This window comes from Microbacterium imperiale, assembly GCF_017876655.1.
GTDB lineage: Bacteria > Actinomycetota > Actinomycetes > Actinomycetales > Microbacteriaceae > Microbacterium > Microbacterium imperiale.
Genome location: NZ_JAGIOK010000001.1, coordinates 2080157 through 2105152 on the forward strand (window position 1 = coordinate 2080157; position 24996 = coordinate 2105152).

Genomic DNA, 24996 nt, shown 5'->3' on the forward strand with positions numbered 1-24996 from the left:
GCCGGGATGGGTCAATATAGACATATGTCAATACAGCCGCCCGCGGCCATGCCCCCGCGCCGTCTATCGGCGCTCGACCGGTTGCTGCCGCTGTGGATCGCGTCGGCCATGGTCGGCGGCATCCTCCTCGGCCGGTTCGTCCCGGGCCTGTCCGAGCTGCTGTCGCGGCTCGAGGTCGGCGGGATCTCGGTTCCGATCGCGCTCGGGCTGCTGATCATGATGTACCCGGTGCTCGCGAAGGTCCGCTACGACAGGGTCGCCGCCGTGACCGGCGACAAGAAGCTCCTCATCTCGTCGCTGGCCCTGAACTGGATCGCCGGCCCCGCGCTGATGTTCGCCCTGGCGTGGGTGTTCCTGCCCGACCTGCCCGAATACCGGACGGGACTGATCATCGTCGGCCTCGCCCGCTGCATCGCCATGGTCGTGATCTGGAACGACCTGGCCTGCGGCGACCGGGAAGCGGCCGCCGTGCTCGTCGCGATCAACTCGGTGTTCCAGGTCATCGCGTTCTCGATCCTCGGCTGGTTCTACCTCACCGTCCTTCCCGGCTGGCTCGGCCTCGACAGCCAAGGCCTCGACGTGTCCGTGTGGCAGATCGCCCTCAACGTGCTGATCTTCCTCGGCGTCCCCTTGGTCGCCGGGTTCGCGTCCCGTCTCATCGGAGAGCGCCGCAAGGGCCGCGCCTGGTACGAGGGCTCGTTCCTGCCCAAGATCGCACCCTGGGCGCTGTATGGGCTGCTGTTCACAATCGTGCTGCTGTTCGCCCTCCAGGGGCAGCAGGTCACCTCCCGGCCGTGGGATGTCGTCCGGATCGCACTGCCGCTGCTGGTCTACTTCGTCGTCATGTGGTTCGCCGGTCTCATCGCCGGAAAGAGGCTCGGTCTGGGCTACGCCCGATCGTCGACGCTCGCGTTCACCGCGGCGGGCAACAACTTCGAACTCGCCATCGCCGTCGCGATCGGCGCATTCGGTGCCACGTCCGGGCAAGCCCTCGCCGGTGTCGTCGGTCCGCTGATCGAAGTTCCCGTGCTCGTCGGCCTGGTCTACGTCTCGCTCCGGGTCGCGCGAGCGTGGTTCCACACCGACCCGCACGCCATCCCCGAGCCCGCCCTGGAGAAGACTCGATGATGAGCGCCGGGATCATCCCCGCAGGAGAAACCTGCGCCCCGTCCGCAACGCACGCGATCGGCGATGACGCGGCCGCGGCGATCGCCTCGACGCTGAAGGCGCTGTCCGATCCGCTGCGGTTGCGGATGCTGTCCGCGATCGCGACGGACGCGCGCGGTGAATCGTGCGTGTGCGACCTTGCGGAACTGGCCGATGTGTCGCAGCCCACCGTGTCGCACCACCTGAAAGTGCTCCGCGACACCGGCGTTGTCACCTCAGAACGGCGCGGCACATGGGTGTGGTACCGGATCGCACCGGCTCTCCGTCCGGCCGTGACGACTCTGCTCGACTCCTTCGCCCCCGCCGCCGTCGCCCCCATCCGAGCCGAGCATGCGGCGCTCGAGAACGTCGACGACGCTCTCACCCGCCTGGCCGAAACGCTCATTCAGGACTATCCACAGCTCGACGGCAGCCTGGTCGCAACAATCGTCCGCGAGTCCTACACGTCCCTCACCAGGAGCGCGCGGGTGAGGAATCACCTGCTGGCTCTCACCGAGGGGTTCGCCCGCCAGCGGCTCGCTGACATCACCCGCGACCGCACGCGCGGGCAGCCGCAGGTCCTCTTCGTCTGTGTCGCGAACGCGGGAAGGTCTCAGCTCGCCGCGGCGCTGGTGGATCAGCGCTCGGGCGGCGCCGTCGTGGCGCGTTCTGCCGGGTCCACCCCGGCCGCGGAGATTCACCCTCATGTGCAGCCGTTCATCGACGAACTGATCCCGAACGATGACGAGCCGCGGTTCCCCAAGCCGCTGACCGATCACGCGGTCCGTGCGGCCGATGTCGTCATCACGATGGGCTGCGGCGACGTCTGCCCGATCATCCCCGGCGTCCGCTACGAGGACTGGACCGTCGGTGACCCCGCCCTCGCCTCCACAGAAGGTGTCGCAGCGATCCGCGACGACATCGCCCGACGCGTCGATGCTCTCCTTGCCACACTGACCCCCACCCGCTGACCGGAGCCACCATGACCGACACCACGCCCTCCGTCCTGTTCGTCTGCGTCCACAACGCCGGTCGCTCGCAAATGGCCGCGGGATTCCTCCGCGACATCGCCGGCGATCGCATCGAGGTCCGCTCCGCCGGGTCGATGCCCGCCGACCAGATCAACCCCGTCGCCGTCGCGGCGATGGCCGAAGTCGGCATCGACATCACGGCCGAGCAGCCCAAGGTGCTCACGACCGAGGCCGTGCAGGCCTCCGACGTGGTCATCACGATGGGATGCGGCGACGCGTGCCCCTTCTTCCCGGGCAAGCGCTACGAGGACTGGAAGCTCGACGATCCCGCCGGTCAGAGCATTGACGCCGTTCGCCCCATCCGCGACGACATCCGTGCGCGTATCGAGCAGCTCGTCAGCGCGCTCGTCTGACCGGGGCCGGTCCGGCCACGAGCGACGGCCCCGCTAGAGCCGACGCCGCCGCGGGGTGAGCCGCACGTGCGGCAGCGGCGGGGCGGGGATGCGCTCGTGGCCGTGTCCCGGCACGTGTCCGAACCGGTCGGATGCCGCTTCCCACTCCTCGCGGGCGGCTTCGATCTCGGCGTGGTCGCGGCCGACGAAGTTCCACCACATCACGATGTCGTCCTCGAACGGTTCACCGCCGAGCAGGAACAGCGTCGTCTCCTCCGAGGCCGACAGCCGGATGCCGCTGCGTCCGTCACCCAGATAGAGCAGAGAGCCCGGGGCGACGGCATCCGTGTCCACCCCGACCGACCCGAACACCGGGACGACCGCGTACTCCCACGCGGCCTCGAGCGGCAGGTCGACGACCGCTCCCGCGGGCAGGCGGATCTCGGCTCCCACGATCGGCGTGTGCATCGTCGCCGGCGAGACGGCGCCGGCGAGCTCGCCGACCACGACCGTGGCCTGCGCTCCGCCCCCGAGATCGAGCACGGGCAGGTCGTCGTGACGCTCGAAGTCGGCGGATCCGTGGCGGCGCCCCTCGGGGAGGGCCACCCACAGCTGCAGCGCGTCGAGGGTGATGGGCTCGTCGCCCACCGAGTACTCCGAGTGCGCGATGCCCGCGCCGCTGGTCATGATGTTGAGCGCGCCGCGCTCGATCACGACATCGCTGCCGAGCGTGTCGCGGTGGTGCACCTCACCCGCGAGCGGCCAGGTCACCGTCTGCAGACCGATGTGCGGATGCGGCTCGACCCGCATCCGGGTGCGCTGCGGCCCGAACCGGTCGAGGAAGCACCACGCGCCCACGAGCGGCAGATCGCGCTGGGGCAGGAAGCGGTGCACCGACATCGCGCGCACGCCGCCCAGCGGTACCTCCCGCGCCTCGAGCAGCACCCGACGAGGCCCCGGCGATACCGGGCCGCGGTCTTCGTCGACGGGTGCCGTCTCGGCGTCGAAGCGGGTCACGCCGACGGCTGCGCCGAGGCCGCGTCGGCGGCATCCTCGTCGCGCCACTCGACGCGGAGTCCCGCGACCTCGTTCTCGCGCAGGAACTTCACGATGAACGGGCACTCCGGCACGACGGTCTCACCGCGGCGTGCGACGTCGGCGAGCGCCTCGGCGGCGAGGGTCTTGCCGAGGCCGCGTCCGCCGAAGGCCTTGTCGACTTCGGTGTGGTCGAACACCAGGCGGCCCTGGTCGTCGCGCTCGAAGGCGGCGAAGCCGGCCGCCACGTCGCCGACATGCAGGTCGTAGCGGTTCTTCTCGTCGTTGCGGATCACGGTGGGGGCGTTGTCAGTCATGGTGATCTCCTCTCGGTCCTCCCAACGTAGGCGCGGTCCGAAACGTTCCGCCAGCATTGCGGCGCGGCGGGGGAGCGTGCCTAAGCTGAGAGAACGCAATGAAGCGCCTTCCCCCCAGGAGATCCGATGCCTCGATCCGCGTCCGACGTCGTCACCGATCCGAAACTGCCCCCGGTCGCCGTCTCTGACGACCAGCACCGCGCCGCATCCCGCTGGACCCCGCTGAAGGTGATCATCTGGATCGCCGTCGCCCTGCTGGGCGGGCTCGCCTGGGTCATGCTCGCGGTCGTCCGCGGCGAGACGGTCAACGCCATCTGGTTCGTCTTCGCCGCCGTCTGCACCTACCTCATCGGGTACCGGTTCTACTCGAAGGTCATCGAGCGGTATCTGCTGCGACCCGACGACCGCCGCGCGACCCCGGCCGAGGTCAAGCAGGACGGAAAGGACTACGTCCCCACCGACCGGCGCGTGCTCTACGGGCATCACTTCGCGGCGATCGCAGGAGCGGGACCCCTGGTGGGCCCCGTGCTCGCGGCGCAGATGGGCTACCTCCCCGGCACGATCTGGATCATCGTCGGCGTCGTCCTGGCCGGTGCGGTGCAGGACTACACGGTGCTGTTCTTCTCCATGCGGCGCGGCGGACGCACCATCGGGCAGATGGCACGGCAGGAGCTCGGCCGCATCGGCGGAACCGCCGCGATCGTGGCATCCCTGCTGATCATGCTCATCATCGTGGCGATCCTCGCGCTCGTCGTCGTCAACGCGCTCGGCGAGAGCCCGTGGGGTGTGTTCTCGGTCGCCATGACGATCCCCATCGCCCTGTTCATGGGCGTCTATCTGCGCTACCTGCGACCGGGCAAGGTGACCGAGGTGTCGATCATCGGGTTCGTGCTGCTCATGGGCGCGATCATCGCGGGCGGCTGGGTCGCCGACACGTCGTGGGGTCAGGAGATCTTCCACCTCGACCGCACCGTGATCGCGTGGGGCATCATCATCTACGGCTTCATCGCCGCGGTTCTGCCGGTGTGGCTGCTGCTGGCCCCGCGCGACTATCTGTCGACGTTCATGAAGATCGGCGTCATCGTCATGCTCGCCGGTGCGATCGTGCTCGTCCGACCCGAGATCTCGGTTCCGGCGGTGACGATCTTCGGCGAGAACGGACTCGGCCCGGTGTTCGCCGGACCGCTGTTCCCCTTCCTCTTCGTCACGATCGCGTGCGGTGCGCTGTCGGGCTTCCACGCCCTCATCGCGTCCGGGACGACGCCGAAGCTCGTCGAGAAGGAGCGGCAGACCCGCTTCATCGGGTACGGCGGCATGCTCATGGAGTCCTTCGTCGCGATCATGGCGCTCGTCGCCGCGATCTCGATCGACCAGGGCATCTACTTCGCGATGAACGCCCCCACGGCCGCCACCGGCGGCACCGTCGAGGGAGCGGTCGCCTTCGTCAACTCCCTCGGGCTGACGGGGGTGAATCTGACGCCCGACATCCTCATCGCCACGGCAGCAGACGTCGGCGAGGAGTCGATCGTGTCGCGCACCGGCGGTGCACCCACCCTCGCGCTGGGCCTGGCGCACATCATGCAGCAGGCGCTCGGCGGCCAGGCGCTCATGTCGTTCTGGTACCACTTCGCGATCATGTTCGAGGCGCTGTTCATCCTCACGGCCGTCGATGCCGGAACCCGTGTCGCCCGCTTCATGCTGCAAGACTCCATCGGCGCCTGGATCCCGAAGTTCCGCGACGTGTCGTGGCGACCGGGCGTGTGGATCACGACGGCGATCATGGTCGCCGGGTGGGGTGCGATCCTGATCCTCGGCGTCACCGACCCGCTCGGCGGCATCAACACCTTCTTCCCGCTGTTCGGCATCGCCAACCAGCTGCTCGCCGCCATCGCGCTCGCCGTCGTCCTCGCGATCGTCGCCAAGCGGGGTCGGTCGTACGTGAAGTGGCTGTGGATCGTCGCGGTGCCGCTCGCGTTCACCGCGGTGGTCACGATCACGGCGTCGGCGTACAAGATCTCCTCGCCGGTGCCGGCGATCGGCTACTGGGCCAACCACTTCCGCTACCGCGACGCGCTCGCCTCGGGCGACGACAGCCTCGGCCCGGTCGAGACGGTCGAGGCGGTCATCCGCAATACCGGCGTGCAGGGCACGCTGTCGATCGTCTTCGTCGTGCTCGCGATCGTCGTCATCGTCGCGGCGGTCGTCGTCACCGTCCGCGCCGTGGCGAACGGCGGCGGCGCCGACTCCGAGGACCCGGCCGTGCCCTCCCGCCGCTTCGCCCCGGCGGGCCTCATTCCCACCGCGCCCGAGCGCGAGCTCGAGAAGGAGTGGGAGCCGCTGCTGGCCGAGGAGCGGGCCGCGACCGCCCGGCGCGGGCACTGAGCCATGGCGCGCGCGCACAACTCCTCAGAATCGGGGACCCCGGTGGCCGAAACCGGCGGACCGGCGGCCGATCGCTCCAGATTTGAGGAGTTGGGCGTGCGCGCCGGCCGCGCCGTGCTCCGGGTCGCGGCCGGCATCCGCTGGTACGTCACCTCGCTCATGGGCGACAACGCCTACGCGACCTACCTCGCGCACCACCGCCGCACCCACCCCGACGCGCAGCCGCTGTCGGAGCGGCAGTTCTGGCGCCAGCGCATGGACGACCAGGACCGCAACCCGGGTGCGCGCTGCTGCTGACCCGGCGACGATGGGAAGGTGAACAGCACCTCCGCCCGTCCGCACCCGGTCCGTCGCCGCGCCGGCGTCGCCGCGCTCGCCGCGGCGCTCGTGCTCGCCGCGGGGTGTGCTCCCGAACCGCGGCCCGCGCCATCCCCGTCGCCCACGGCGACGCCGACGCCCACGCCGACCGCCGCAGCCACTCCCTCCGCCGGCGACCTGCCGCTCGATACCTGCATCGGCCAGGTGCTGATGGTCGGCACCCCCGTCGACACGATCTCTCCCGACGCGGCGGCGGCCGTCCGCGATCGCGGCGTCGGCGGACTGTTCCTGCACGGGCGCTCGACCGCGGGCGTCGGGGCCACCGCCGAGCTCGTCGCGCAGTTCCGCGACCTCGCGCCGGAGGGCTCGCCGCGGCTGTGGGTCGCGACCGACCAGGAAGGCGGCGAGGTGCAGGTGCTGCGCGGGCCCGGCTTCGACGACATGCCCTTCGCGATCCGGCAGGCCGACCTCGGCCCCGACGCGCTGCGCGCGGCCGCCACGACCTGGGGCGGTCAGCTCGCGGCGGCGGGCATCGACGTCAACCTCGCCCCCGTCGCCGACATCGTCTCGAGCGCCGAATCGCGGCTCGATAACCCGCCGATCGGCGCGCTCGGTCGCCAGTACGGGTACGACGAGCAAGCGGTCGCGGCCGGCGCCGGTGCGTTCGCCGAGGGGATGCGGGCATCCGGCGTCCTGCCGACGTTCAAGCACTTCCCGGGACTCGGGCGCGTCGACGCAAACACGGACTACACCGCCGAGGTGCTCGACACCGTCGTCTCGGCCGACTCGTCCGATGTCGCCGTGTACCGCGCGCTGACGGCATCCGGTCCGTCCCTCGTGATGGTGGGCACGGCGCGGTACCGGAACATCGACCCCGACAACCCCGCGGCGTTCTCGCCCGCGGTGCTCGATCTGCTGCGCGAGCGCGTCGGGTTCGACGGCGTCGTCATTACCGACGACCTGTCGGCCGCGGCCGCCGCCGAGATCGTCGCGCCCGGTGACCGCGCCGTCGAGGCGATCGCGGCGGGGGTCGACATCGTGCTCGCCTCAGCGGATCCGACGGTGCTGCCGGCGATGTTCGACGCGGTCGCCGCGCGGGCGGCGTCCGACCCGGCCTTCGCCGAGCGGGTACGCGAGTCGTGCGGCCGGGTGCTCGAGGCGAAGGATGCCGGGGCGACCGCCACCGCGTCCGGGTAAGGCAGACTCGAGGGATGACCGCCGCGCCGCTGCTCGACCTCATCGGGCCGGAGCCCTCGGACGACGCGATCTACGACGCGTTCACGCAATGGGCGGGCGGGCGCGGGCTGACGCTGTACCCGGCGCAGGACGAAGCGGTCATCGAGCTGGTGTCTGGCGCCAACGTCGTGCTGGCCACCCCGACCGGCACGGGCAAGTCGCTCGTCGCGGTCGCCGCGCACGCGGCATCCGTGGCACGCGGCGGACGCACCTACTACACGGCGCCGATCAAGGCCCTCGTGAGCGAGAAGTTCTTCGCGCTCGTCGAGATCTTCGGGGCCGAGCGCGTCGGCATGGTCACGGGGGACTCGGCGGTCAATCCCGAGGCTCCGATCATCTGCTGCACCGCCGAGATCCTTGCGAACCTCGCGCTGCGTCAAGGCGCCGACGCGGATGTCGACCAGGTCGTCATGGACGAGTTCCACTTCTACGGCGACCCCGACCGCGGCTGGGCCTGGCAGGTGCCGCTGCTGCTGCTGCCGCGGGCGCAGTTCCTGCTGATGTCGGCGACGCTCGGCGACGTGACCGACCTCGCCGACGACCTCTCGCGCCGCACGGGGCGCCGCACCGCGCTCGTGACGGGCGTCGAGCGTCCGGTGCCGCTGCACTTCTCGTACGAGCGGCGTCCCGTGCACGACGTGCTCGAGCGGCTGCTCGAAGAGCGCGAGACGCCCGTCTACATCGTGCACTTCTCACAGGCCGCCGCGCTCGAGCGGGCGCAGGCGCTGTCGAGCGTGAAGATCACCACGCGCGAGCAGCGCGACGCCATCGCCGACGCCATCGGCGGCTTCCGGTTCACGACGGGCTTCGGCAAGACCCTGTCGCGCCTCGTGCGCGCGGGCATCGGCGTGCACCACGCCGGGATGCTGCCCCGCTACCGGCGCCTCGTCGAAACGCTCGCCCAGCGGGGGCTGCTCAAGGTCATCTGCGGCACCGACACGCTCGGCGTGGGCATCAACGTGCCCATCCGCACGGTCGTGATCACGGCGCTGTCGAAGTACGACGGAACCCGGATGCGGCAGCTCACCGCCCGCGAGTTCCACCAGGTCGCCGGCCGTGCGGGCCGAGCCGGGTTCGACCCCCACGGCAACGTCGTCGTCATGGCGCCGGAGTGGGAGATCGAGAACGCCGTCGCCCTCGCCAAGGCCGGCGACGACCCCGCCAAGCGCAAGAAGATCGTGCGCAAGAAGGCGCCGACGGGCGTCGTGAACTGGGGCGAGGGCTCGTTCGAGCGCCTCGTCGATGCGCAGCCCGAGCCGCTCGCGCCGCAGCTGCAGCTGAGCGCCGCGATGCTGCTGAACGTCATCGGCCGAGGCGGTGACGTCTTCCGCAACGTCCGCTCGCTCGTCTTCGACAACCACGAGCCCCGCGCCCGCAGGTACGCCCTGGCGCGGCGGGCCCTCGCGATCTTCCGGACGCTCGTCGCCGCCGGCATCGTCGAGGTGGTGCGCCCCGACGGGACGATCAGGCTCACGGTCGACCTGCAGCCCAACTTCGCGCTCAACCAGCCGCTGTCGCCGTTCGCGCTCGCGGCGATCGAGCTGCTGTCACCGGATGACGCCGAGACCGGCACGGGGCATTACGCGCTCGACGTCGTCAGCGTGATCGAGGCGACGCTCGACGACCCGCGCGCGATCCTGTCGCAGCAGGAGTACAAGGCCCGCGGCGAGGCGGTCGGCGCGATGAAGCGCGACGGCATCGAGTACGACGAGCGGATGGCGCTGCTCGAGGAGATCACCTGGCCCAAGCCCCTCGCCGACCTGCTCGCGCAGGCCTTCGAGACCTTCGCGTCGAGCCAGCCGTGGGTGCGCGACTTCGAGCTGTCGCCGAAGTCGGTCGTGCGCGACATGTTCGAGCGGGCCATGTCGTTCGGCGAGTTCGTGTCGTTCTACCAGCTCGGCCGCAGCGAGGGCCTCGTGCTGCGCTACCTCAGCGACGCGTACCGGGCGATCCGCCAGACGGTGCCGGCGGAGGCGCGCACCGACGACCTCATGGACCTCATCGAGTGGCTCGGCGAGCTCGTGCGCCAGGTCGACTCGAGCCTCGTCGACGAGTGGGAGTCGCTCGCCCACCCCACCGACGACCCCGACGCCCCCGTGGTGCCGCCCGCCCCGCCGTCGGTGCTGACGAACCGTCGCGCCTTCACGGTGCTCGTGCGCAACGAGCTGTTCCGGCGCGTGCAGCTCGCCGCGCTGCAGGACGATGAGGCGCTCGAAGCCCTCGACCCCGAGGTCGACTGGCCCGGCGTGCTCGACCGCTACTACGACGACCACGACGAGGTCCTCACCGGCGGCGCGGCCCGCTCGCCGTCGCTGTGCGTCATCGACGAGTCCGCCGCGCGCGACGGCGTGTGGCGCGTCGAGCAGATCATCGACGACCCCGCCGGCGACCACGACTGGCGCATCCGCGCGGAGGTCGACCTCGAGGCATCCGTCGAAGAGGGAACGGCCGTCGTGCGCGTGACCGAGGTCGTCCGCCTCTAGCTCCTCGGCCCCGCGGATGTCGGCGGGCCCCGCCAGACTGAGGACGTGACGACACACCTGGGCTTCCTGCGGGCGATCAACCTCGGGGCGACCCGCGTGTTCCCGAAGGACGACATCCGTCGGGTGACCGAGGCCGCCGGGTTCGGGGATGTGCGGACGCACATCAACACCGGCAACATCCGCTTCGACACCCGCATGCGCTCCCGCGCGAAGATCGAGCAGACGCTCGAGCGGGCATACGCGGCCGACCGAGGCTTCGATGTGCCGGCGATCACCTTCCGCGCCGACGAGTTCGCGGCGCTCGCCGCCGACGCGGTCGCCCTCGACGACGACAACCCCGGGCTCGCGCGGCATTACATCTACCTGCTCAAGACCGAGCTCGACGCCGACACCGTCGCGCGCGTCGAGGCCCGGGTCTCGGACGCCGGTCGCATGGTGGTCCGCGGGCGCGCCGCGCACGCCCTGCTGCAGCCCGGGTACCAGGACGGCGCCGTCGACCCGCTCGATGCCGCGAAGCTCCTGGGCGTAGCCACCAACCGCAACCTCACGGTCGTGCGCGCCCTCGCCGAGAAGTGGTGCTGACCGCGCAGCCTGTGAATCGCGCGCCCCGGCTGTCGGATGCCGCGGCTATCGTGAATCGAGTGAGTCGAGAGCAGCAGTCCTGGGATGCCGATCCCTACGCCGACCTCGACTGGAACCCCGACGAGTTCGCACCGCCCGAAGACTTCGACGCCCCGCCGCCGCCCGAGTTCGACGGCTACGGCGCCGCCGTCGCTCGCGCCACCCGCGATCGCGCATCCGCCGGCGCCGCGCCGCCGCGTGCCGTGCCGGCCGCGGCGCCGGCATCCGTCCTCTCGCTCGAGCGTCGCGACTTCACCGGGGCCGACCCGCGTGCGGTGCTCAAAGAGGTCTTCGGCTACGACGACTTCCGCGGCGACCAGGGTGACATCGTGTCGCACGTCATCGGCGGCGGGGATGCCGTCGTGCTCATGCCCACCGGCGGCGGCAAGTCCATCACCTACCAGGTGCCCGCGCTCGTGCGCCCCGGCACGGGCCTCGTCGTCAGCCCGCTCATCGCGCTGATGCACGATCAGGTCGACGCCCTCATCGCCAACGGCGTGCGCGCGGCCTACCTCAACTCGACCCAGTCGCCCGGCGAGCGTGCCGGTGTGGAGCAGGCATACCTCGCGGGCGAGCTCGACCTGCTCTACGTCGCGCCCGAGCGGCTGAGCGTGCCGCAGACGACGCAGCTGCTGCAGCGCGGCTCGCTCAGCGTCATCGCGATCGACGAAGCCCACTGCGTCTCGCAGTGGGGCCACGACTTCCGCCCCGACTACCTCGCCCTCGGCGACCTCGACGAGCGTTTCCCCGGGGTGCCGCGCATGGCGCTGACCGCGACCGCCACCCGCGCGACGCACCAGGAGCTCACCGAGCGCCTGCGGCTGCCGCAGGCGCGGCACTTCGTCGCGAGCTTCGATCGACCCAACATCCAGTACCGCATCGAGCCGAAGGTCGACCCGCGCCGGCAGCTCGTCACCTTCATCCGCTCGATGCCCGAGGGGTCGGCCGGCATCGTCTACGCCTTGAGCCGCAAGTCGGTCGAGCAGACCGCCGACTACCTCGCCGCGCAGGGTCTCGACGCCCTGCCGTACCACGCCGGCCTGCCCGCCGAGATGCGAGCGAAGCACCAGTCGCGCTTCCTGCGCGAAGACGGCGTCGTCATGGTCGCCACGATCGCGTTCGGCATGGGCATCGACAAGCCCGACGTGCGCTTCGTGGCGCACATCGACCTGCCGAAGTCCGTCGAGGGCTACTACCAGGAGACCGGTCGTGCCGGTCGCGACGGCGAGGCCTCGATCGCCTGGATGGCGTACGGGCTCGGCGACGTGGTGCAGCAGCGACGCCTCATCGACCAGAGCCCGGGCGACCGCACCTTCAAGATGCGGATGGGTCAGCACCTCGACGCGATGCTCGCCCTCTGCGAGACCGTCGCGTGCCGTCGCCAGAACCTGCTCGGCTACTTCGGCCAGGAGTCCGAGCCGTGCGGCAACTGCGACACCTGCCTCACCCCACCCGACACGTGGGATGGGCTGATCCCCGCGCAGAAGCTGCTGTCGACGATCGTGCGGCTGCAGCGCGAGCGCAACCAGTCGTTCGGCGCCGGCCACCTGGTCGACATCCTGCGCGGCGCCTCGACCGAGCGCATCCGGCAGCAGCGCCACGACGAGCTGTCGACCTACGGCCTCGGGGCCGACCTGTCCGATCAGGACTGGCGCAGCGTCGTCCGGCAGCTGCTCGCCCGCGGCATCCTCGTCGCTCGCGGCGAGTACGGCGTGCTCGCGGTCGGCGAGGCCGGCGCGGCCGTGCTGCGGGGCGAGTCCGGAGTGCCCCTGCGCCGCGACGTGCTCGGGCGCGGGTCGAACAGCGGCGGCTCGCGCGTGCGCAAGTCTGCCGCGGTCGAGCAGGTCGCCGAGGGCGATCGCGACCTGTTCGAGGCGCTGCGTGCCTGGCGTGCCGAGCAAGCACGCGAGCAGGGCGTGCCCGCCTACATCGTCTTCGGCGACGCAACGCTGCGAGCGCTGGCCGATCGTCGCCCGCGAAGCGCAGCCGACCTCGAGGGCATCACCGGCATCGGGGCGAAGAAGCGCGAGGCCTACGGCGACGCGGTGCTCGCCGTCGTGGCATCCCACTGACGACGAACACCGCGCTGCACCGGCATCCCGCCGCGGCTACTTGATCGAGCCGCGCATCACGCCGGAGATCACCCAGCGCTGCGAGAAGATGTAGATGATCAGCAGCGGCGCCATCGCCATGAGGTACGAGGCGAAGGCGACGGTGTAGTCGGTGTTGTACTGGCCCTGGAACACGTACTGCGCGAGCGACAGCGTGCGGTCCGACGGCGAGGTCAGCACCACGAGCGGCATGATGAAGTCGTTCCACGCCCAGACGCACGTCAGGATGCCGACCGTCGCGTTCATCGGCATGAGAAGCGGGAACACGATCTGCCGGAACACGCGCCAGGTCGAGGCCCCGTCCATCCGCGCCGCCTCTTCGAGCTCGATGGGGATCGAGCGGATGAACGCGGTGTAGATGAAGATGTTCAGGCTCAGCCCGTAGATCGTGTACAGGATGATCATGCCGCCGGGGTTGTCGAGCCCGAGCAGCGAGGTCTGCTTCACCAGCGGCAGCATGATGATCGGGAACGGCACGAACAGCGCGGCCAGCAGGTAGTAGAAGACGCCCTTGAAGAACGGGCGGTGCAGGTTGCGGGCGAGCGCGTAGGCGACCAGCGAGCTCGTGAACAGTGTGAACACGACCGAGCCCACGGTGATGATCGCGGTGTTCAACAGCGCCTGCGGGAAGTCGGTGCGTTCCCACGCGACGGCGAAGTTGCCCCAGTTGATCGGCCACGGCAGCTCGAACCCGGTGCCGTCGGCGAGCTGCGCCGGCGTCTTGAGGGCGACGGCGACGGCGAGGTACAGCGGGATGATGACCGTGAGCGAGCACACCGCGATGAGCGCGGTCGCCCACCAGTTCGTGGGGCGGGTGTCTCCGGGGTCGCCACCGCCGCGACGACGGCGGGGGACGACGACGGCGGTGGTGGCGGGGCCGGCCTCGACCGGGGTGGAGGTGGAGCTGGACATCAGAAGTCGGCCTCTCTGCGCTGAAGGACCCGGAATTGGAGCAGCGAAACGATCGTGATGACGATGAAGAAGATCACGGCGTTGGCGGTCTGGTAGGCGAACTCGCCGCCCGTGAAGCCGCCGCGGAAGATCAGCATCGTCACCGACTCGGTCGAGGTTCCCGGGCCGCCGTTGGTCAGAGCGATGATCGGGTCGAACACCTGCAGGAAGCCCTTCAGGCTGAGCACGACGTTGATGGTGAAGAAGGCGCTGATCAGGGGGAAGGTGATCGAGCGGAACTGGCGGGCCGGCGTGGCGCCGTCGATGGATGCCGCCTCGTAGATGTCGGCGGGGATGGTCTGCAGACCCGCGAGGTAGATGATGATCGAGAATGCGCAGGCCTGCCACACCGCGAGCACGACGATCGCCGTCCACGCCCAGTCGGGGTTGGTGAGGATGTTGTCGCGGAACAGCGGGATGCCCGAGAGGATCTTGGGCAGCGAGTTCGAGAAGAGGAACTGGAACACGTAGCCCACGACCAGCACCGCGAGGATGTAGGGCACGAAGTACACGCCGCGCCAGAAGTTGCGGGCCCGGATCTTCGCGTTGAGCCCCAGGGCGATCGCGAGCGAGATCGCGTTGGTGAGCACCGTGGCCACGATCGCGAACAGGAACGAGAAGGTGTACGCCTGCAGGACGCGGTCGTCTCGGAAGATGTTGAGGTAGTTCGCGAAACCGACGAAGTCCCACGTGCCGTAGCCGGCGTAGTTCGTGAAGCTGAAGAACACGCCGATGACGACCGGCAGGGTGTGGAACGCGGCGAACGCGATGACGGCGGGCCACACGAACCAGTAGTAGGCGCGTGGCGCGAGCTTCGAGCGCGAGCGCGGCGCGGGGGCGGCGGTGATGGCCATCTCAGTCCTCCTCGGCCGGGGTGATGGTGCGGGCGGCGACCTTGCGCCACTCGTTGTCGAGGGTGCGCAGGGCTCCGTCGGCGTCGCCGTCGTAGAGGAACTGCTGCACGATGCCCGTCAGCGGGATGGCCGTCGGCACCTGGTGGTCGATGAAGCCGGTGATGCGACCGCTGTCGAAGTAGGGGGCGATCGACTCGAGGGCCGGGTCGTCGCCCAGTTCGGCGCCGATGACGGACGGCACCATGGTCTGGGATGCCGCGAACTGCTCGATCACATCCGGGCGGAAGAGGAACTCGATGAAGCGCAGCGCCTCTTCTTTGCGCGGGGTGTCGCGGGCCATCGTCACCGTCACGTCCACACCCGACACGAGCATGCGGTCGTCGGGGTTCTCGGGCACCGGGTAGGGGAAGATCGCCGCATCGATGTCGGGATTGACGGCCTTGACCGGGCTGAGGGCCCAGATGCCCTGCAGCATCATCGCGGCACCGCCCCGCGCGAACAGCGCCGTGCTGTCGTCGTACGAGGCCCCGCGGTAGCCCTCCTGCGAATACGAGAACAGCTGCGCCTGACGCTCCATGATCTCGGGGAAGTCCTGCTCGAACGACACCGGAGCATTCGGGCCGACGTTCTCGCCCGCCGAGCGCATCGCGTCGAAGAAGCCGTCCTGCGCGGCGTACGCGCCGATGCCGTTCCACGACGGCATGGCGGTCCAGTTCTCGGCGAGCGAGGTGGCGAACGGCGGGATGCCGCGCTCGACGAGCGTGTCGCACAGCGCGATCAGTTCGTCCCATGTGTCGGGCACCTCGAGGCCCTGCTCGGCGAAGATGGCGCGGTTGTAGATGATCCCGTTGGCGTTATTGACGTAGCCGAGGCTGTTGACCTCACCGGGGGCGTTGCCGAGCTGCTCGAGGATCTCCTGCACCCCGGGGTTGATCGTGTCGAGCACGGGCTCGTCCGAGAAGTCGTAGAAGACACCGGCCTCGGCGAGCTTGCCGAAGTTCCCGTTGCCGTTGAGCGTGATGACGTCGGGCGTGCGGTTCTTCACGAGCAGTGTCCGGATCAGTGTCTCGGCATCGGCGACCTGATTCTGGACGACCCGGATGTCGGGGTTCTCGGCCTCGAACTGCGCGATGATCTCGGTGAAGTCCTCGAGGGCTTCTCCCTTGAACTGGAAGAAGTCGATCGTCGTCACCCCGTCGCCGGGGTTCGCCGCGCATCCTCCGGCTCCGATCACCAGGGCGGTGAGCCCGACGACGGCGGCGGCGGTGCGGATGGTTCGTCTTCTCATGGGGCGCGCCTCCTTGCGCTGGGGGGGATGGGTCGGTCAGGCCGGGGTGATCTCGACGACGACGGCCTGCTGCGGGTTCTGCACGGGGGGACGCACCCCCGTCACGGCGAGCTGGCGTCCGGTGAGCACCGTGTCGTGGTGCGCCCAGTCCAGCGGCGACTGCGCCGGGGTCTGCACGAGGCCGCCCGGGGTGATGAGTCGCACGCGGTACTCCGTCGCATCGTCGAGTCCCGGCAGCCGGACGCGGCCGGCGGGCGAGGAGATGAGCGTCTGCGTCTGGGTGATCGTGAAGAACGCCGCGTCCCGGTCGGCGCCGACGACACCGCGCACGTCGAGCCCCGGGTCGGTGACGTCGACGTTGACGAGCCGCCCGGTCGCGACGAGCGGGCGTACGCGTTTGGCGAGAGCCACCCACTCCGCGACCGCGACCGCGTCGGCATCCGAGATCGTCGTGACGTCCCACTCGATCCCGAAGTGTCCGAACAGGGCGACGGCGCCGCTCAGGGCGAGCGATACGGTGCGCCCCGTCGAGTGCACGTGCGGTGTCGTCAGGTGCATACCCATCATCTCGGGCGGCACCACGAGCGCGGTGTAGCGCTGGATCTCGAGGCGCTCGACGGGGTCGAGGCAGTCGCTGGTCCAGATCCGGTCGGTGTGGTCGAGGATGCCCAGGTCGGTGCGGGCGCCGCCCGACGCGCAGCTCTCGATCTCGAGCCCCGGGTGGGCCGCCTTGAGCTCGTCGATCAGCCGGTACACGGCGAGGGTGTGCGCGTGCACCTGGCGTGCACCTCCCGGACCGGATGCCGCGTCGACGAGGTCTCGGTTGTGGTCCCACTTGATGTAGGCGATGGGGTACTCGGCGAGGATCGCGTGGATGCGCTCGGAGATGTAGTCGTAGGCGCCCGGATGCGCGAGATTGAGCACCTGCTGCTGGCGGGCCGAGGGCGGCAGTTCGGCGCGCCCGCGGAACAGCCATTCCGGATGCTGTCGCGCGAGGTCGCTGTCGGGGTTGACCATCTCGGGCTCGAACCACAGGCCGAACTCCATGCCGCGGGCGACGACGTGGTCGGCCAGGGGGTGCAGACCTTCGGGCCAGACGGTGTCGTCGACGTACCAGTCACCGAGCCCGACCGTGTCGTCGCGGCGCAGCCGGAACCAGCCGTCGTCGAGCACGTACCGCTCGACGCCGAGCGCGGCGGCCCGGTCGGCGAGCGCCAGGAGCTTCTCGAGCGAGTGGTCGAAGTAGACCGCCTGCCATGTGTTCAGAGTCACGGGGCGCGGACGGCGCGGGTGCTGCGGGCGGGCACGCATGCCGGCGTGGAACCGCGCCGCGAGCTGATCGAGGCCGTCGCCCCACGACCCGAGGAGCTCGGGCGAGGCGATCTCCTCGCCCGGGGCCAGGATGATCTCGCCGGGTCCGTAGAGCTCGCCGCCGGCGAGGAAGACGTCGCCCGTCGGGGTGCGCTCGGCGAGCAGCCGCTGGTTGCCGCTCCACGCGACGTGTGCGCCGTGCACGCGCCCGTGCTCGAAGCCGAAGCCGGGGCGTCCGGCGGCCAGGAGCAGCGTGGCGTCGGCGCCGGGACGGCCGCGCCGGCTCTCGCGCACGTGCGATCCGAAGGTGAGATCGTGGCGCTGGGCGGAGCGCTCGCGCAGGTGCCGCCCCGTCGTGTCGAGGATCTCGGCGGCGTCCCACGGCAACGGCAGCATCGCCTGCAGCGTCTGGACCGTGTACGGGGTCGAGCCGGTGTTGCGCAGGGTGAGGCGGCTGCGCAGCAGCCCGCCGGCCGCGACCGAGAGATCGACCCGCAGGGCCAACCCGGCCTCGTCGTCGGCCAGGTCGACGCGCACGGCGTCCGCGTTCACGACGGTGTCGCGCAGGGTGAACAGGGCGCTCGCGCCGCGGCCGTCGCGGTGTCCCTCCACGGCGGGGGTCGCGAGCCATCCGGATGCCTCGGTCGGGGCGAGGGTCAGTCGGGCCGTCGTGTCGAGACCGCCCGAGACGCGTTGCTGCCGCGCCGCGATCGCGAGCGACTGCAGCGTGCGTTCCGAGGCGTCGCCGAGGTCCTCGCCCCAGTGCACGATCGCGGGATGCGGCTGTGCTGCGAGGTCGACCACGACGCTCGTGCCGCCGCTGCGCAGATGGGCGACGTCGCCGACCGGTGCCGTGGGTGTGCTCTGAGCCTGGGAGACGTCGTCGTCGAAAGCGAACATGGGGTTAGTTCTACCATGAAAATAAAGGTCCGCCCAGCGCGCCGATTCGAGCCCGTTTTCGCAGCAATTGCCGCTCGGTTTGTGCCACACTGGAACGAACTCGACAGGGAGTGACGATGAGCGACAATGAAGCGGCCCTTGCGCGCGCCGTCCTCATCCACGGTCCGCTGTCGCGACGGGAACTCACGACCCGACTCGGTCTGTCGCCGGCGAGCCTGACTCGACTGGCCAAACCATTGCTCGACAGCGGTCTGCTCGTCGAGCTCGACGACGTCGCCGACGGCTCGATCGGCCGGCCGTCGCGCCCGCTGGACATCGCGCCGAACTCCGGCAGCTTCATCGGCATGAAGCTCACCGGCGACGGCCTGTACGCCGTGCGCACCGACATCCGCGCCGACTCCCTCGCCGAGCACGAGCGCCCCATCCCCGATCGCGACCCGGATGCCGTCGTCGGCGAGGTCGCCGCGGCCGTCGCGGCGCTCGGCGCCGAGGGGCTCGTCGGAGTCGGGCTCGGGCTCGGCGGGAACGTCCGGGACGGCGTCGTGCGCTACGCCCCGTTCCTCGGGTGGGGCGAAGTCGATCTCGGCGCGCGTCTGGAGCGGGCGATCGGTGTGCCGGTGACGGTCGAGAACGACCTCGTCGCCCTCACCGAGGCCGAGCGGTGGTTCGGTGCCGGTCGCGGTCTGCCCGGGTTCATCACGATCACGATCGGCGCGGGCGTCGGCTACGGTCTCGTCGTCGGCGGTGAGGTCGTGCGCACGCTCGACGCCATCGTCGGTACCGGCGGGCATATACCGCTCGACCCCTACGGGCCGCTGTGCTCCGAGGGGCACCGCGGCTGCGCGCAGGCGATGCTTTCGTCGGGGTCGATCGCGGCGCAGGTGTCGGCGGCCCTCGGCCGCCCCGTCGACTACGCCGAGACGCTCCGCCTCGCCGCAGCGGGAGAGCCCGCGGCGCGAGCCGTGGTCGCCGGTGCCGGTACCGCTCTCGGGCGGATGATCGCGCTCGCCGCGAACCTGTCGCTGCAAGCGGATGTCGTCCTCGCGGGCGAGGGCATCGGGCTGTTCGCGCTCGCCGAGGCCGAGGTCCGTGATGCGATCCGCGCGGGACGCGCCGCGGATGCCGCCGACGTCGTGATCCACGTCGATGAGACGGGATTCCGAGCGTGGGCCCGGGGTGCTGCCGCGGTGGCGATCCAGGCCGCCATGGCGCGCATGCAAGGCACGCGCTGACAGCGCGTGATGGGCAGGGATGTCGCCGTCGCACAATGCGGGTCGCCGACGTACCGGCATCCGGTTGTGCTGATCGGCCAACATGCTTGGCGACGCGTTGTGGAAGTCCTACCGTGAATAGTGACTCCGATCCTTCCGACGTCGAAAGGCACGTGATGACCGACGCCGCTGTTCGCCCCCAGAAGCCCGCAACCGCCGACCGCACCCCGGCCGGCGGTGCGCCGACCGCGCCCCGCACCGCGGGCGAGGCGCGTGAGGCGCGCATCGACATCGATGCCGTCACCGACATGCTGCTCGGCACGTGGGCCCACACGCGCCGCGAGGCGCGCGAGATGATCAAGGACCCGGTGTTCTGGCAGATCCCGGGCGAGCCGATGGCCGAGCACCGCGAGCGCGTGTTGAAGCAGCTGCACCTTCTCGCCGAGCGCGGCGCGGCGGGGCGGGGCTACCCGAAGGAGTACGGCGGCGGCGACGACAACGGCGCGAACCTCGCTGGCTTCCAGGAGCTCGTGCTCGCCGACCCGAGCCTGCAGATCAAGTCGGGCGTGCAGTGGGGACTGTTCGGCTCGGCGATCCATCAGCTCGGCACCAAGCCGCACCACGACGCGTGGTTGCGCGATGCGATGGAGATGCGGCTGCCCGGCGCCTTCGCGATGACCGAGACCGGGCACGGATCGGATGTCGCCGCCATCGGCACGACCGCGACCTACGACCCCGAGACCGAGGAGTTCGTCATCCACACGCCGTTCCGCGGCGCCTGGAAGGACTACCTGGGCAACGCCGCGGTGCACGGCAAGGCGGCGACGCTGTTCGCCCAGCTGATCACGGGCGGCGTCAACTACGGCGTGCACTGCTTCTTCGTGCCCCTCCGCGACGACGACGGGAACTTCCTGCCGGGCGTCGGCGGCGAGGACGACGGGGTCAAGGGCGGCCTGAACGGCATCGACAACGGCCGGCTGCACTTCGACCACGTGCGCATCCCGCGCACCAACCTGCTCAACCGCTACGGCGACGTCGCCCCCGACGGCACGTACTCGTCCGACATCCCGAGCCCCGGCCGCCGGTTCTTCACGATGCTCGGCGCGCTCGTGCAGGGTCGCGTATCGCTCGACGGCTCGGCGACGACCGCTTCCGCGCTGTCGGAGTACATCGCCGTGACCTACGCCAACCAGCGGCGGCAGTTCGATTCGGGCGCGGGCACCGACGAGGTGACGCTGCTCGACTACGGCCGCCACCAGCGCCGGCTGCTGCCCCGGATCGCGCAGACCTACGCGCAGTACTTCGCCCACGACGAGCTGCTGCGGGCCTTCGACGGAGTGTTCTCGGGACGCACCGACACCCCCGAAGGCCGGGAGAACCTCGAGACGCTCGCGGCGGCGCTCAAGCCGCTGTCGACCTGGAACGCGCTCGACACCATTCAGGAATGCCGCGAGGCCTGCGGCGGGCAGGGCTTCCTCGCCGAGAACCGGATGGTCGGGCTGCACCACGATCTCGATGTCTACGCGACGTTCGAGGGCGACAACAACGTGCTGCTGCAGCTGGTCGGCAAGCGGCTGCTGAGCGATTACGCCAAGCGGTTCAAGGGCGCCGACACCGCGGCGCTCGCGAAGTTCGCCGCCGTCTCGACCGCCGGACGGGTGTTCCACGGCGCCGGTCTGCGCCAGCTGGGCCAGTCGGTCGCCGACTTCGGCCTGACCGCCCGTTCGGTCGAGCTGGGCCTGCGAGCCGAGCAGCAGCACGAGCTGCTCACCGGACGCGTCGAGCAGATGGTCGCCGACGTCGCCGCCGCTTTGCGTCCGGCCTCGAAGATGTCGCAGGCCGAGGCGGCCGCGGTGTTCAACACGCACCAGTCCGAGCTGATCGAGGCCGCGCGCGCCCACGGCGAGCTGCTGCAGTGGGAGGCCTTCGCCGAGGGGATCAAGCGCGTCGAGGACGACGGCACCCGTCAGGTGCTCGTGTGGCTGCGCGACCTGTTCGGCCTGACCCTCATCGAGCGCCACCTCGCGTGGTACCTCATCAACGGACGCCTGTCGGCGCAGCGCGCCTCGGCCGTCACCCGCTACATCGACCGGCTCTGCGCGCGGCTGCGCCCGCACGCGCAGGATCTCGTCGACGCGTTCGGTTTCGCCCCGGAGCACGTGCGCGCCCCGATCGCCTCGGGCGTCGAGACGCAGCGACAGGAGGAGGCCCGCGCGTACTACGCCGACCTCGCGGCATCCGGTTCGGCCCCCGTGCCCGAGAAGTCGGCGACCAAGCGCGCGAAGTGACGCGGCCGGCCCCGGTGGATGTCCGCCGGGGCCGCGCTGTGCGTTGTCGGCGGGCCTCGCTAGCCTGACCTCATGGCGCGCGACCTGATCATCGGACCCGATGGCCTCGCGCGCTGCGGCTGGGTCGGCGACGACGCCGAATACCGGCGCTATCACGACGAGGAGTGGGGTCGTCCGCTGCACGGCGACCGCGCCCTGTTCGAGAAGATGAGCCTCGAGGGGTTCCAGGCGGGGCTCAGCTGGATCACCATCCTGCGCAAACGCCCCCGCTTCCGCCAGGTCTTCGCCGACTTCGTTCCCGCGAGGGTCGCGGCCTTCGGTGCGACCGAGGTCGAGGCGCTGATGCAGGATGCCGGCATCATTCGCAATCGCAGCAAGATCGAGGCGACCATCGGCAACGCCCGCCTGTTGCTCGAAGCTCCGGAAGGCGAGTTCGATCGGCTGATGTGGTCGTTCGCGCCGACGGGTCCGCGCGCTCGGCCCGCCACGCTGGCCGATGTGCCGGCGGTCACAGCGGACTCCGTCGCGATGAGCGCGGCTCTGCGGGGGCGCGGCTTCCGATTCGTCGGACCCACGACGATGTACGCGCTCATGCAGTCCACCGGCATGGTCGACGACCACGTCGTCGGCTGCCACCGCGCCGCGGCGCCCGCCGCCGCGACACGGGACGATCGAAGCGACACCTGAAGGGGGAGAGCATGTCCGCAACGACCGACGGGCACGTGGCCGATTCGCACGAGGTGATCCGCGTGCGGGGTGCGCGCGAGAACAACCTCGACGGGGTCGACGTCGACATCCCCAAACGCCGGCTCACGGTGTTCACGGGCGTCAGCGGGTCGGGCAAGTCGTCGCTGGTGTTCGGCACCATCGCGGCCGAGTCGCGCCGCCTCATCAACGAGACCTATCCCACGTTCGTGCAGCAGTTCATGCCGCAGCTCGGACGCCCCGAGGTCGACGCGCTCGAGAACATCAGCCCGGCCATCATCGTCGACCAGGAGCGGATGGGGGCGAACGCCCGGTCGACCGTCGGAACGGCGACCGACGTGCATGCGATGCTGCGCATCCTCTCCAGCCGGCTCGGGCAGCCGTTCGTGGGTTCGCCGCAGGCCTTCTCCTTCAACGTCCCGTCGGTGTCGGGCTCGGGCGCGGTCACCGTCGCCGTCGGGAGCGACGCCGGACGCGAGGAACGCCGCTCGTTCCAGATCACCGGCGGGATGTGCCCGAGGTGCGAGGGCCTGGGCGAGGTGAGCGACATCGACCTCGACGAGCTCTTCGACCGCAGCAAGTCGCTCGCCGCGGGGGCGATCACGATCCCCGGCTACAGCGTCGACGGCTGGATGGTGCGCGGATTCACCGAGTCGGGCTTCCTGGACCCCGACAAGCCGATCGCCGGATACACCGAGCAGGAGCTGCACGACTTCCTCTACCGCGAGCCGACGAAGGTCCGCATCCAGAACATGAACTTGACGTACGAGGGGCTCGTGCCGAAGGTCACGAAGTCGATGCTGCAGAAGGACCGTGACAGCCTGCAGCCGCACGTGCGCGCTTTCGTCGACCGGGCTGTGAGATTCATGCCGTGCCCGGAATGCGGGGGTACCCGGCTGAACGCGGGCGCCCGTTCCTCGCTTATCGGCGGGGTGAGCATCGCCGATGCGGCGGCGATGCAGATCAGCGACCTGGCGGTGTGGCTCGATGAGATCGACGACCCCTCCGTCGCACCGCTGCTGGCCGGCCTGCGGCAGACCGTACGGTCGTTCATCGACATCGGACTCGGCTACCTCTCGCTCGATCGCGCGTCCGGCACGCTCTCGGGCGGCGAGGCGCAGCGAACGAAGATGATCCGTCACCTCGGATCGAGCCTGACCGACGTGACGTACGTCTTCGACGAGCCGACCGCGGGGCTGCATCCGCACGACATCGAGCGGATGAACGCGCTGCTGCGCGGTCTGCGCGACAAGGGCAACACGGTGCTCGTCGTCGAGCACAAGCCCGAGGTCATCGCGATCGCCGACCATGTGATCGACCTCGGTCCGGGTGCGGGCCGGCACGGTGGACGACTCGAGTTCAGCGGCGACGTCGCCGGCCTGCGGGCCTCCGGCACCCTGACGGGCCGCCACCTCGACCATCGCGCGGCGGTGAAGCCGTCCGTGCGCAGCAGCACAGGGGTCGTCGAGATCCGCGGTGCCTCGCAGCACAACCTGCGCGACGTCGACGTCGACATCCCGCTCGGAGTACTGACGGTCGTGACGGGGGTGGCCGGGTCGGGCAAGTCGTCACTCATCCACGGCAACCTCAGCGGCCGTGAAGGGGTCGTCGTCGTCGACCAGTCGCCCATCAAGGGCAACCGCCGCAGCAGCCCGGCGACGTACACGGGGCTGCTCGACACCATCCGCTCGGCCTTCGCGAAGGCGAACGGCGTGAAGCCCGCGCTGTTCAGCGCCAACTCGCAGGGGGCATGCCCGGCATGCTCGGGCCTGGGCGTCATCGTGACGAAGCTCGGCATCTCCGCCTCGGTCGAGACCGTCTGCGACCTGTGCGAGGGCACCGGGTTCAACGACGAGGTGCTCGCCTACACCCTCGACGGCCGCAACATCGCGGAGGTGCTCGCCTTCAGCGCCGTGGAGGCCGCCGACTTCTTCACGCGCGGTCCGGCCCACGCCACCCTCGCACGCCTCATCGACGTCGGGCTCGGCTACATCACCCTCGGTCAGGCGCTCAACACCCTCTCGGGTGGCGAGCGCCAGCGGTTGAAGCTCGCGATCTCGATGGCGGGCACCGGCGCGATCTACGTGCTCGACGAGCCGACCACCGGCCTGCATCTGGCGGATGTCGACAATCTGCTCGCCCTGCTCGACCGGCTCGTCGACGCCGGGAACTCGGTCGTGGTCATCGAGCACCATCAGGCGGTCATGGCCCACGCCGACTGGATCGTCGACGTCGGCCCGGGAGCAGGCCGCGAGGGCGGGACCGTCGTGTTCGCGGGGCCGCCGAGCGACCTCGTGGCGCGCGGCGACACCCTCACCGCGCAGCACTTGCGTCGCTACCTCGGGCGCTGAATCGCGCGCGTCGACATGCACAGTGCGGCGCCGGGTGCACATGGGGAGAACTCCCCATGTCGACCGACAGAAATGGCACCCCGCCTGACATAAGGTGGTCGCAGTTCAACCAGCGCCCGGTTCCT

Annotated in this window: 19 protein-coding genes; 13 read left to right on the forward strand and 6 right to left on the reverse strand. The window is 70.3% G+C overall.

What is annotated here, in order from left to right; genetic code table 11:
• Positions 1–48 precede the first annotated feature (48 nt).
• Genes arsB through JOF37_RS10260 form a run of 3 tightly spaced genes read left to right on the forward strand, consistent with a single transcriptional unit; the run spans position 49 to position 2530 of the window.
• Complete coding sequence (gene arsB / locus JOF37_RS10250) at positions 49–1128, forward strand: ACR3 family arsenite efflux transporter (protein ID WP_210006721.1); 1080 nt, start codon at positions 49–51, stop codon at positions 1126–1128.
• Positions 1125–2117 carry a metalloregulator ArsR/SmtB family transcription factor gene (locus tag JOF37_RS10255; RefSeq protein WP_372445453.1) on the forward strand — a complete coding sequence of 331 codons (993 nt, stop codon included), beginning with the start codon at positions 1125–1127 and terminating at the stop codon, positions 2115–2117. Before arsB ends, JOF37_RS10255 begins: the two co-directional genes overlap by 4 nt.
• 11 nt (positions 2118–2128) lie before the next feature.
• Positions 2129–2530 (forward strand): arsenate reductase ArsC, encoded by a 402-nt coding sequence (locus JOF37_RS10260; RefSeq protein WP_210006722.1) that lies wholly within the window; start codon positions 2129–2131, stop codon positions 2528–2530.
• A 33-nt stretch (positions 2531–2563) separates the two neighbouring features.
• On the opposite strand, the gene JOF37_RS10265 is transcribed toward JOF37_RS10260, so the two are convergent.
• Positions 2564–3526: a pirin family protein gene (locus tag JOF37_RS10265; RefSeq protein ID WP_271175038.1), complete on the reverse strand. Its 963-nt coding sequence runs from the start codon at positions 3524–3526 to the stop codon at positions 2564–2566.
• Complete coding sequence (locus JOF37_RS10270; RefSeq protein WP_210006723.1) at positions 3523–3861, reverse strand: GNAT family N-acetyltransferase; 339 nt, start codon at positions 3859–3861, stop codon at positions 3523–3525. The genes JOF37_RS10265 and JOF37_RS10270 overlap by 4 nt, the downstream gene beginning before the upstream one ends.
• A 126-nt stretch (positions 3862–3987) precedes the next feature.
• On the opposite strand from JOF37_RS10270, the gene JOF37_RS10275 reads away from it, so the two are divergent.
• The 6 genes from JOF37_RS10275 to recQ all read left to right on the forward strand — a co-directional run bounded on the left by JOF37_RS10275 (position 3988) and on the right by recQ (position 12973).
• Positions 3988–6243: a carbon starvation CstA family protein gene (locus tag JOF37_RS10275; RefSeq protein ID WP_210006724.1), complete on the forward strand. Its 2256-nt coding sequence runs from the start codon at positions 3988–3990 to the stop codon at positions 6241–6243.
• A 96-nt stretch (positions 6244–6339) separates the two neighbouring features.
• Positions 6340–6540 (forward strand): YbdD/YjiX family protein, encoded by a 201-nt coding sequence (locus tag JOF37_RS15560; RefSeq protein WP_271175041.1) that lies wholly within the window; start codon positions 6340–6342, stop codon positions 6538–6540.
• An 18-nt stretch (positions 6541–6558) separates the two neighbouring features.
• Positions 6559–7758, forward strand: a complete 1200-nt coding sequence (locus JOF37_RS10285; RefSeq protein WP_210006726.1) for a glycoside hydrolase family 3 N-terminal domain-containing protein — start codon at positions 6559–6561, stop codon at positions 7756–7758.
• Positions 7759–7772: 14 nt separating this feature from the next.
• Positions 7773–10280 carry a DEAD/DEAH box helicase gene (locus JOF37_RS10290; protein ID WP_210006727.1) on the forward strand — a complete coding sequence of 836 codons (2508 nt, stop codon included), beginning with the start codon at positions 7773–7775 and terminating at the stop codon, positions 10278–10280.
• A 45-nt stretch (positions 10281–10325) separates the two neighbouring features.
• Complete coding sequence (locus JOF37_RS10295) at positions 10326–10862, forward strand: DUF1697 domain-containing protein (protein ID WP_210006728.1); 537 nt, start codon at positions 10326–10328, stop codon at positions 10860–10862.
• Positions 10863–10921: 59 nt separating this feature from the next.
• On the forward strand, positions 10922–12973 hold the full coding sequence (gene recQ, locus JOF37_RS10300) for a DNA helicase RecQ (RefSeq protein ID WP_210006729.1): 2052 nt from the start codon (positions 10922–10924) through the stop codon (positions 12971–12973).
• Positions 12974–13009: 36 nt separating this feature from the next.
• Here the strand turns inward: recQ and JOF37_RS10305 are convergent, their stop codons facing one another.
• From JOF37_RS10305 to JOF37_RS10320, 4 genes are read right to left on the reverse strand one after another with little or no spacing between them, the layout of a single operon-like run.
• Entirely contained in the window at positions 13010–13924 is a 915-nt protein-coding gene (locus tag JOF37_RS10305) for a carbohydrate ABC transporter permease (RefSeq protein WP_210006730.1), read from the reverse strand.
• Positions 13924–14817: a carbohydrate ABC transporter permease gene (locus tag JOF37_RS10310; RefSeq protein ID WP_210006731.1), complete on the reverse strand. Its 894-nt coding sequence runs from the start codon at positions 14815–14817 to the stop codon at positions 13924–13926. The genes JOF37_RS10305 and JOF37_RS10310 overlap by 1 nt, the downstream gene beginning before the upstream one ends.
• 1 nt (position 14818) lies before the next feature.
• Positions 14819–16105 (reverse strand): ABC transporter substrate-binding protein, encoded by a 1287-nt coding sequence (locus JOF37_RS10315; protein WP_210006732.1) that lies wholly within the window; start codon positions 16103–16105, stop codon positions 14819–14821.
• 36 nt (positions 16106–16141) lie between these two features.
• Positions 16142–18316, reverse strand: coding sequence for an alpha-galactosidase (locus JOF37_RS10320; RefSeq protein ID WP_210006733.1), 2175 nt, complete (start codon positions 18314–18316; stop codon positions 16142–16144).
• Positions 18317–18432: 116 nt separating this feature from the next.
• Between JOF37_RS10320 and JOF37_RS10325 the strand changes: the two genes are divergently transcribed.
• The 4 genes from JOF37_RS10325 to JOF37_RS10340 all read left to right on the forward strand — a co-directional run bounded on the left by JOF37_RS10325 (position 18433) and on the right by JOF37_RS10340 (position 24871).
• Positions 18433–19548 carry an ROK family transcriptional regulator gene (locus tag JOF37_RS10325; protein ID WP_210006734.1) on the forward strand — a complete coding sequence of 372 codons (1116 nt, stop codon included), beginning with the start codon at positions 18433–18435 and terminating at the stop codon, positions 19546–19548.
• Between the two features lie 155 nt (positions 19549–19703).
• Positions 19704–21815, forward strand: a complete 2112-nt coding sequence (locus tag JOF37_RS10330; RefSeq protein ID WP_210006735.1) for an acyl-CoA dehydrogenase family protein — start codon at positions 19704–19706, stop codon at positions 21813–21815.
• Positions 21816–21887: 72 nt separating this feature from the next.
• A complete protein-coding gene (locus JOF37_RS10335) occupies positions 21888–22502 on the forward strand; it encodes a DNA-3-methyladenine glycosylase I (RefSeq protein WP_210006736.1) in 615 nt (204 codons plus the stop codon).
• An 11-nt stretch (positions 22503–22513) separates the two neighbouring features.
• Positions 22514–24871, forward strand: coding sequence for an ATP-binding cassette domain-containing protein (locus JOF37_RS10340; RefSeq protein ID WP_210006737.1), 2358 nt, complete (start codon positions 22514–22516; stop codon positions 24869–24871).
• Positions 24872–24996: the final 125 nt, after the last annotated feature.

What these genes read in the sequence shown, in the direction of transcription:
- arsB (WP_210006721.1), top strand. Translation starts at nt 49, where the DNA reads ATGCCCCCGCGCCGTCTATCGGCGCTCGACCGGTTGCTGCCGCTGTGG.
- JOF37_RS10255 (WP_372445453.1), top strand. Translation starts at nt 1,125, where the DNA reads ATGATGAGCGCCGGGATCATCCCCGCAGGAGAAACCTGCGCCCCGTCC.
- JOF37_RS10260 (WP_210006722.1), top strand. Translation starts at nt 2,129, where the DNA reads ATGACCGACACCACGCCCTCCGTCCTGTTCGTCTGCGTCCACAACGCC.
- JOF37_RS10270 (WP_210006723.1), bottom strand. Translation starts at nt 3,861, where the DNA reads ATGACTGACAACGCCCCCACCGTGATCCGCAACGACGAGAAGAACCGC.
- JOF37_RS10275 (WP_210006724.1), top strand. Translation starts at nt 3,988, where the DNA reads ATGCCTCGATCCGCGTCCGACGTCGTCACCGATCCGAAACTGCCCCCG.
- JOF37_RS10290 (WP_210006727.1), top strand. Translation starts at nt 7,773, where the DNA reads ATGACCGCCGCGCCGCTGCTCGACCTCATCGGGCCGGAGCCCTCGGAC.
- JOF37_RS10305 (WP_210006730.1), bottom strand. Translation starts at nt 13,924, where the DNA reads ATGTCCAGCTCCACCTCCACCCCGGTCGAGGCCGGCCCCGCCACCACC.
- JOF37_RS10310 (WP_210006731.1), bottom strand. Translation starts at nt 14,817, where the DNA reads ATGGCCATCACCGCCGCCCCCGCGCCGCGCTCGCGCTCGAAGCTCGCG.
- JOF37_RS10315 (WP_210006732.1), bottom strand. Translation starts at nt 16,105, where the DNA reads ATGAGAAGACGAACCATCCGCACCGCCGCCGCCGTCGTCGGGCTCACC.
- JOF37_RS10320 (WP_210006733.1), bottom strand. Translation starts at nt 18,316, where the DNA reads ATGTTCGCTTTCGACGACGACGTCTCCCAGGCTCAGAGCACACCCACG.
- JOF37_RS10325 (WP_210006734.1), top strand. Translation starts at nt 18,433, where the DNA reads ATGAGCGACAATGAAGCGGCCCTTGCGCGCGCCGTCCTCATCCACGGT.
- JOF37_RS10330 (WP_210006735.1), top strand. Translation starts at nt 19,704, where the DNA reads ATGACCGACGCCGCTGTTCGCCCCCAGAAGCCCGCAACCGCCGACCGC.
- JOF37_RS10335 (WP_210006736.1), top strand. Translation starts at nt 21,888, where the DNA reads ATGGCGCGCGACCTGATCATCGGACCCGATGGCCTCGCGCGCTGCGGC.
- JOF37_RS10340 (WP_210006737.1), top strand. Translation starts at nt 22,514, where the DNA reads ATGTCCGCAACGACCGACGGGCACGTGGCCGATTCGCACGAGGTGATC.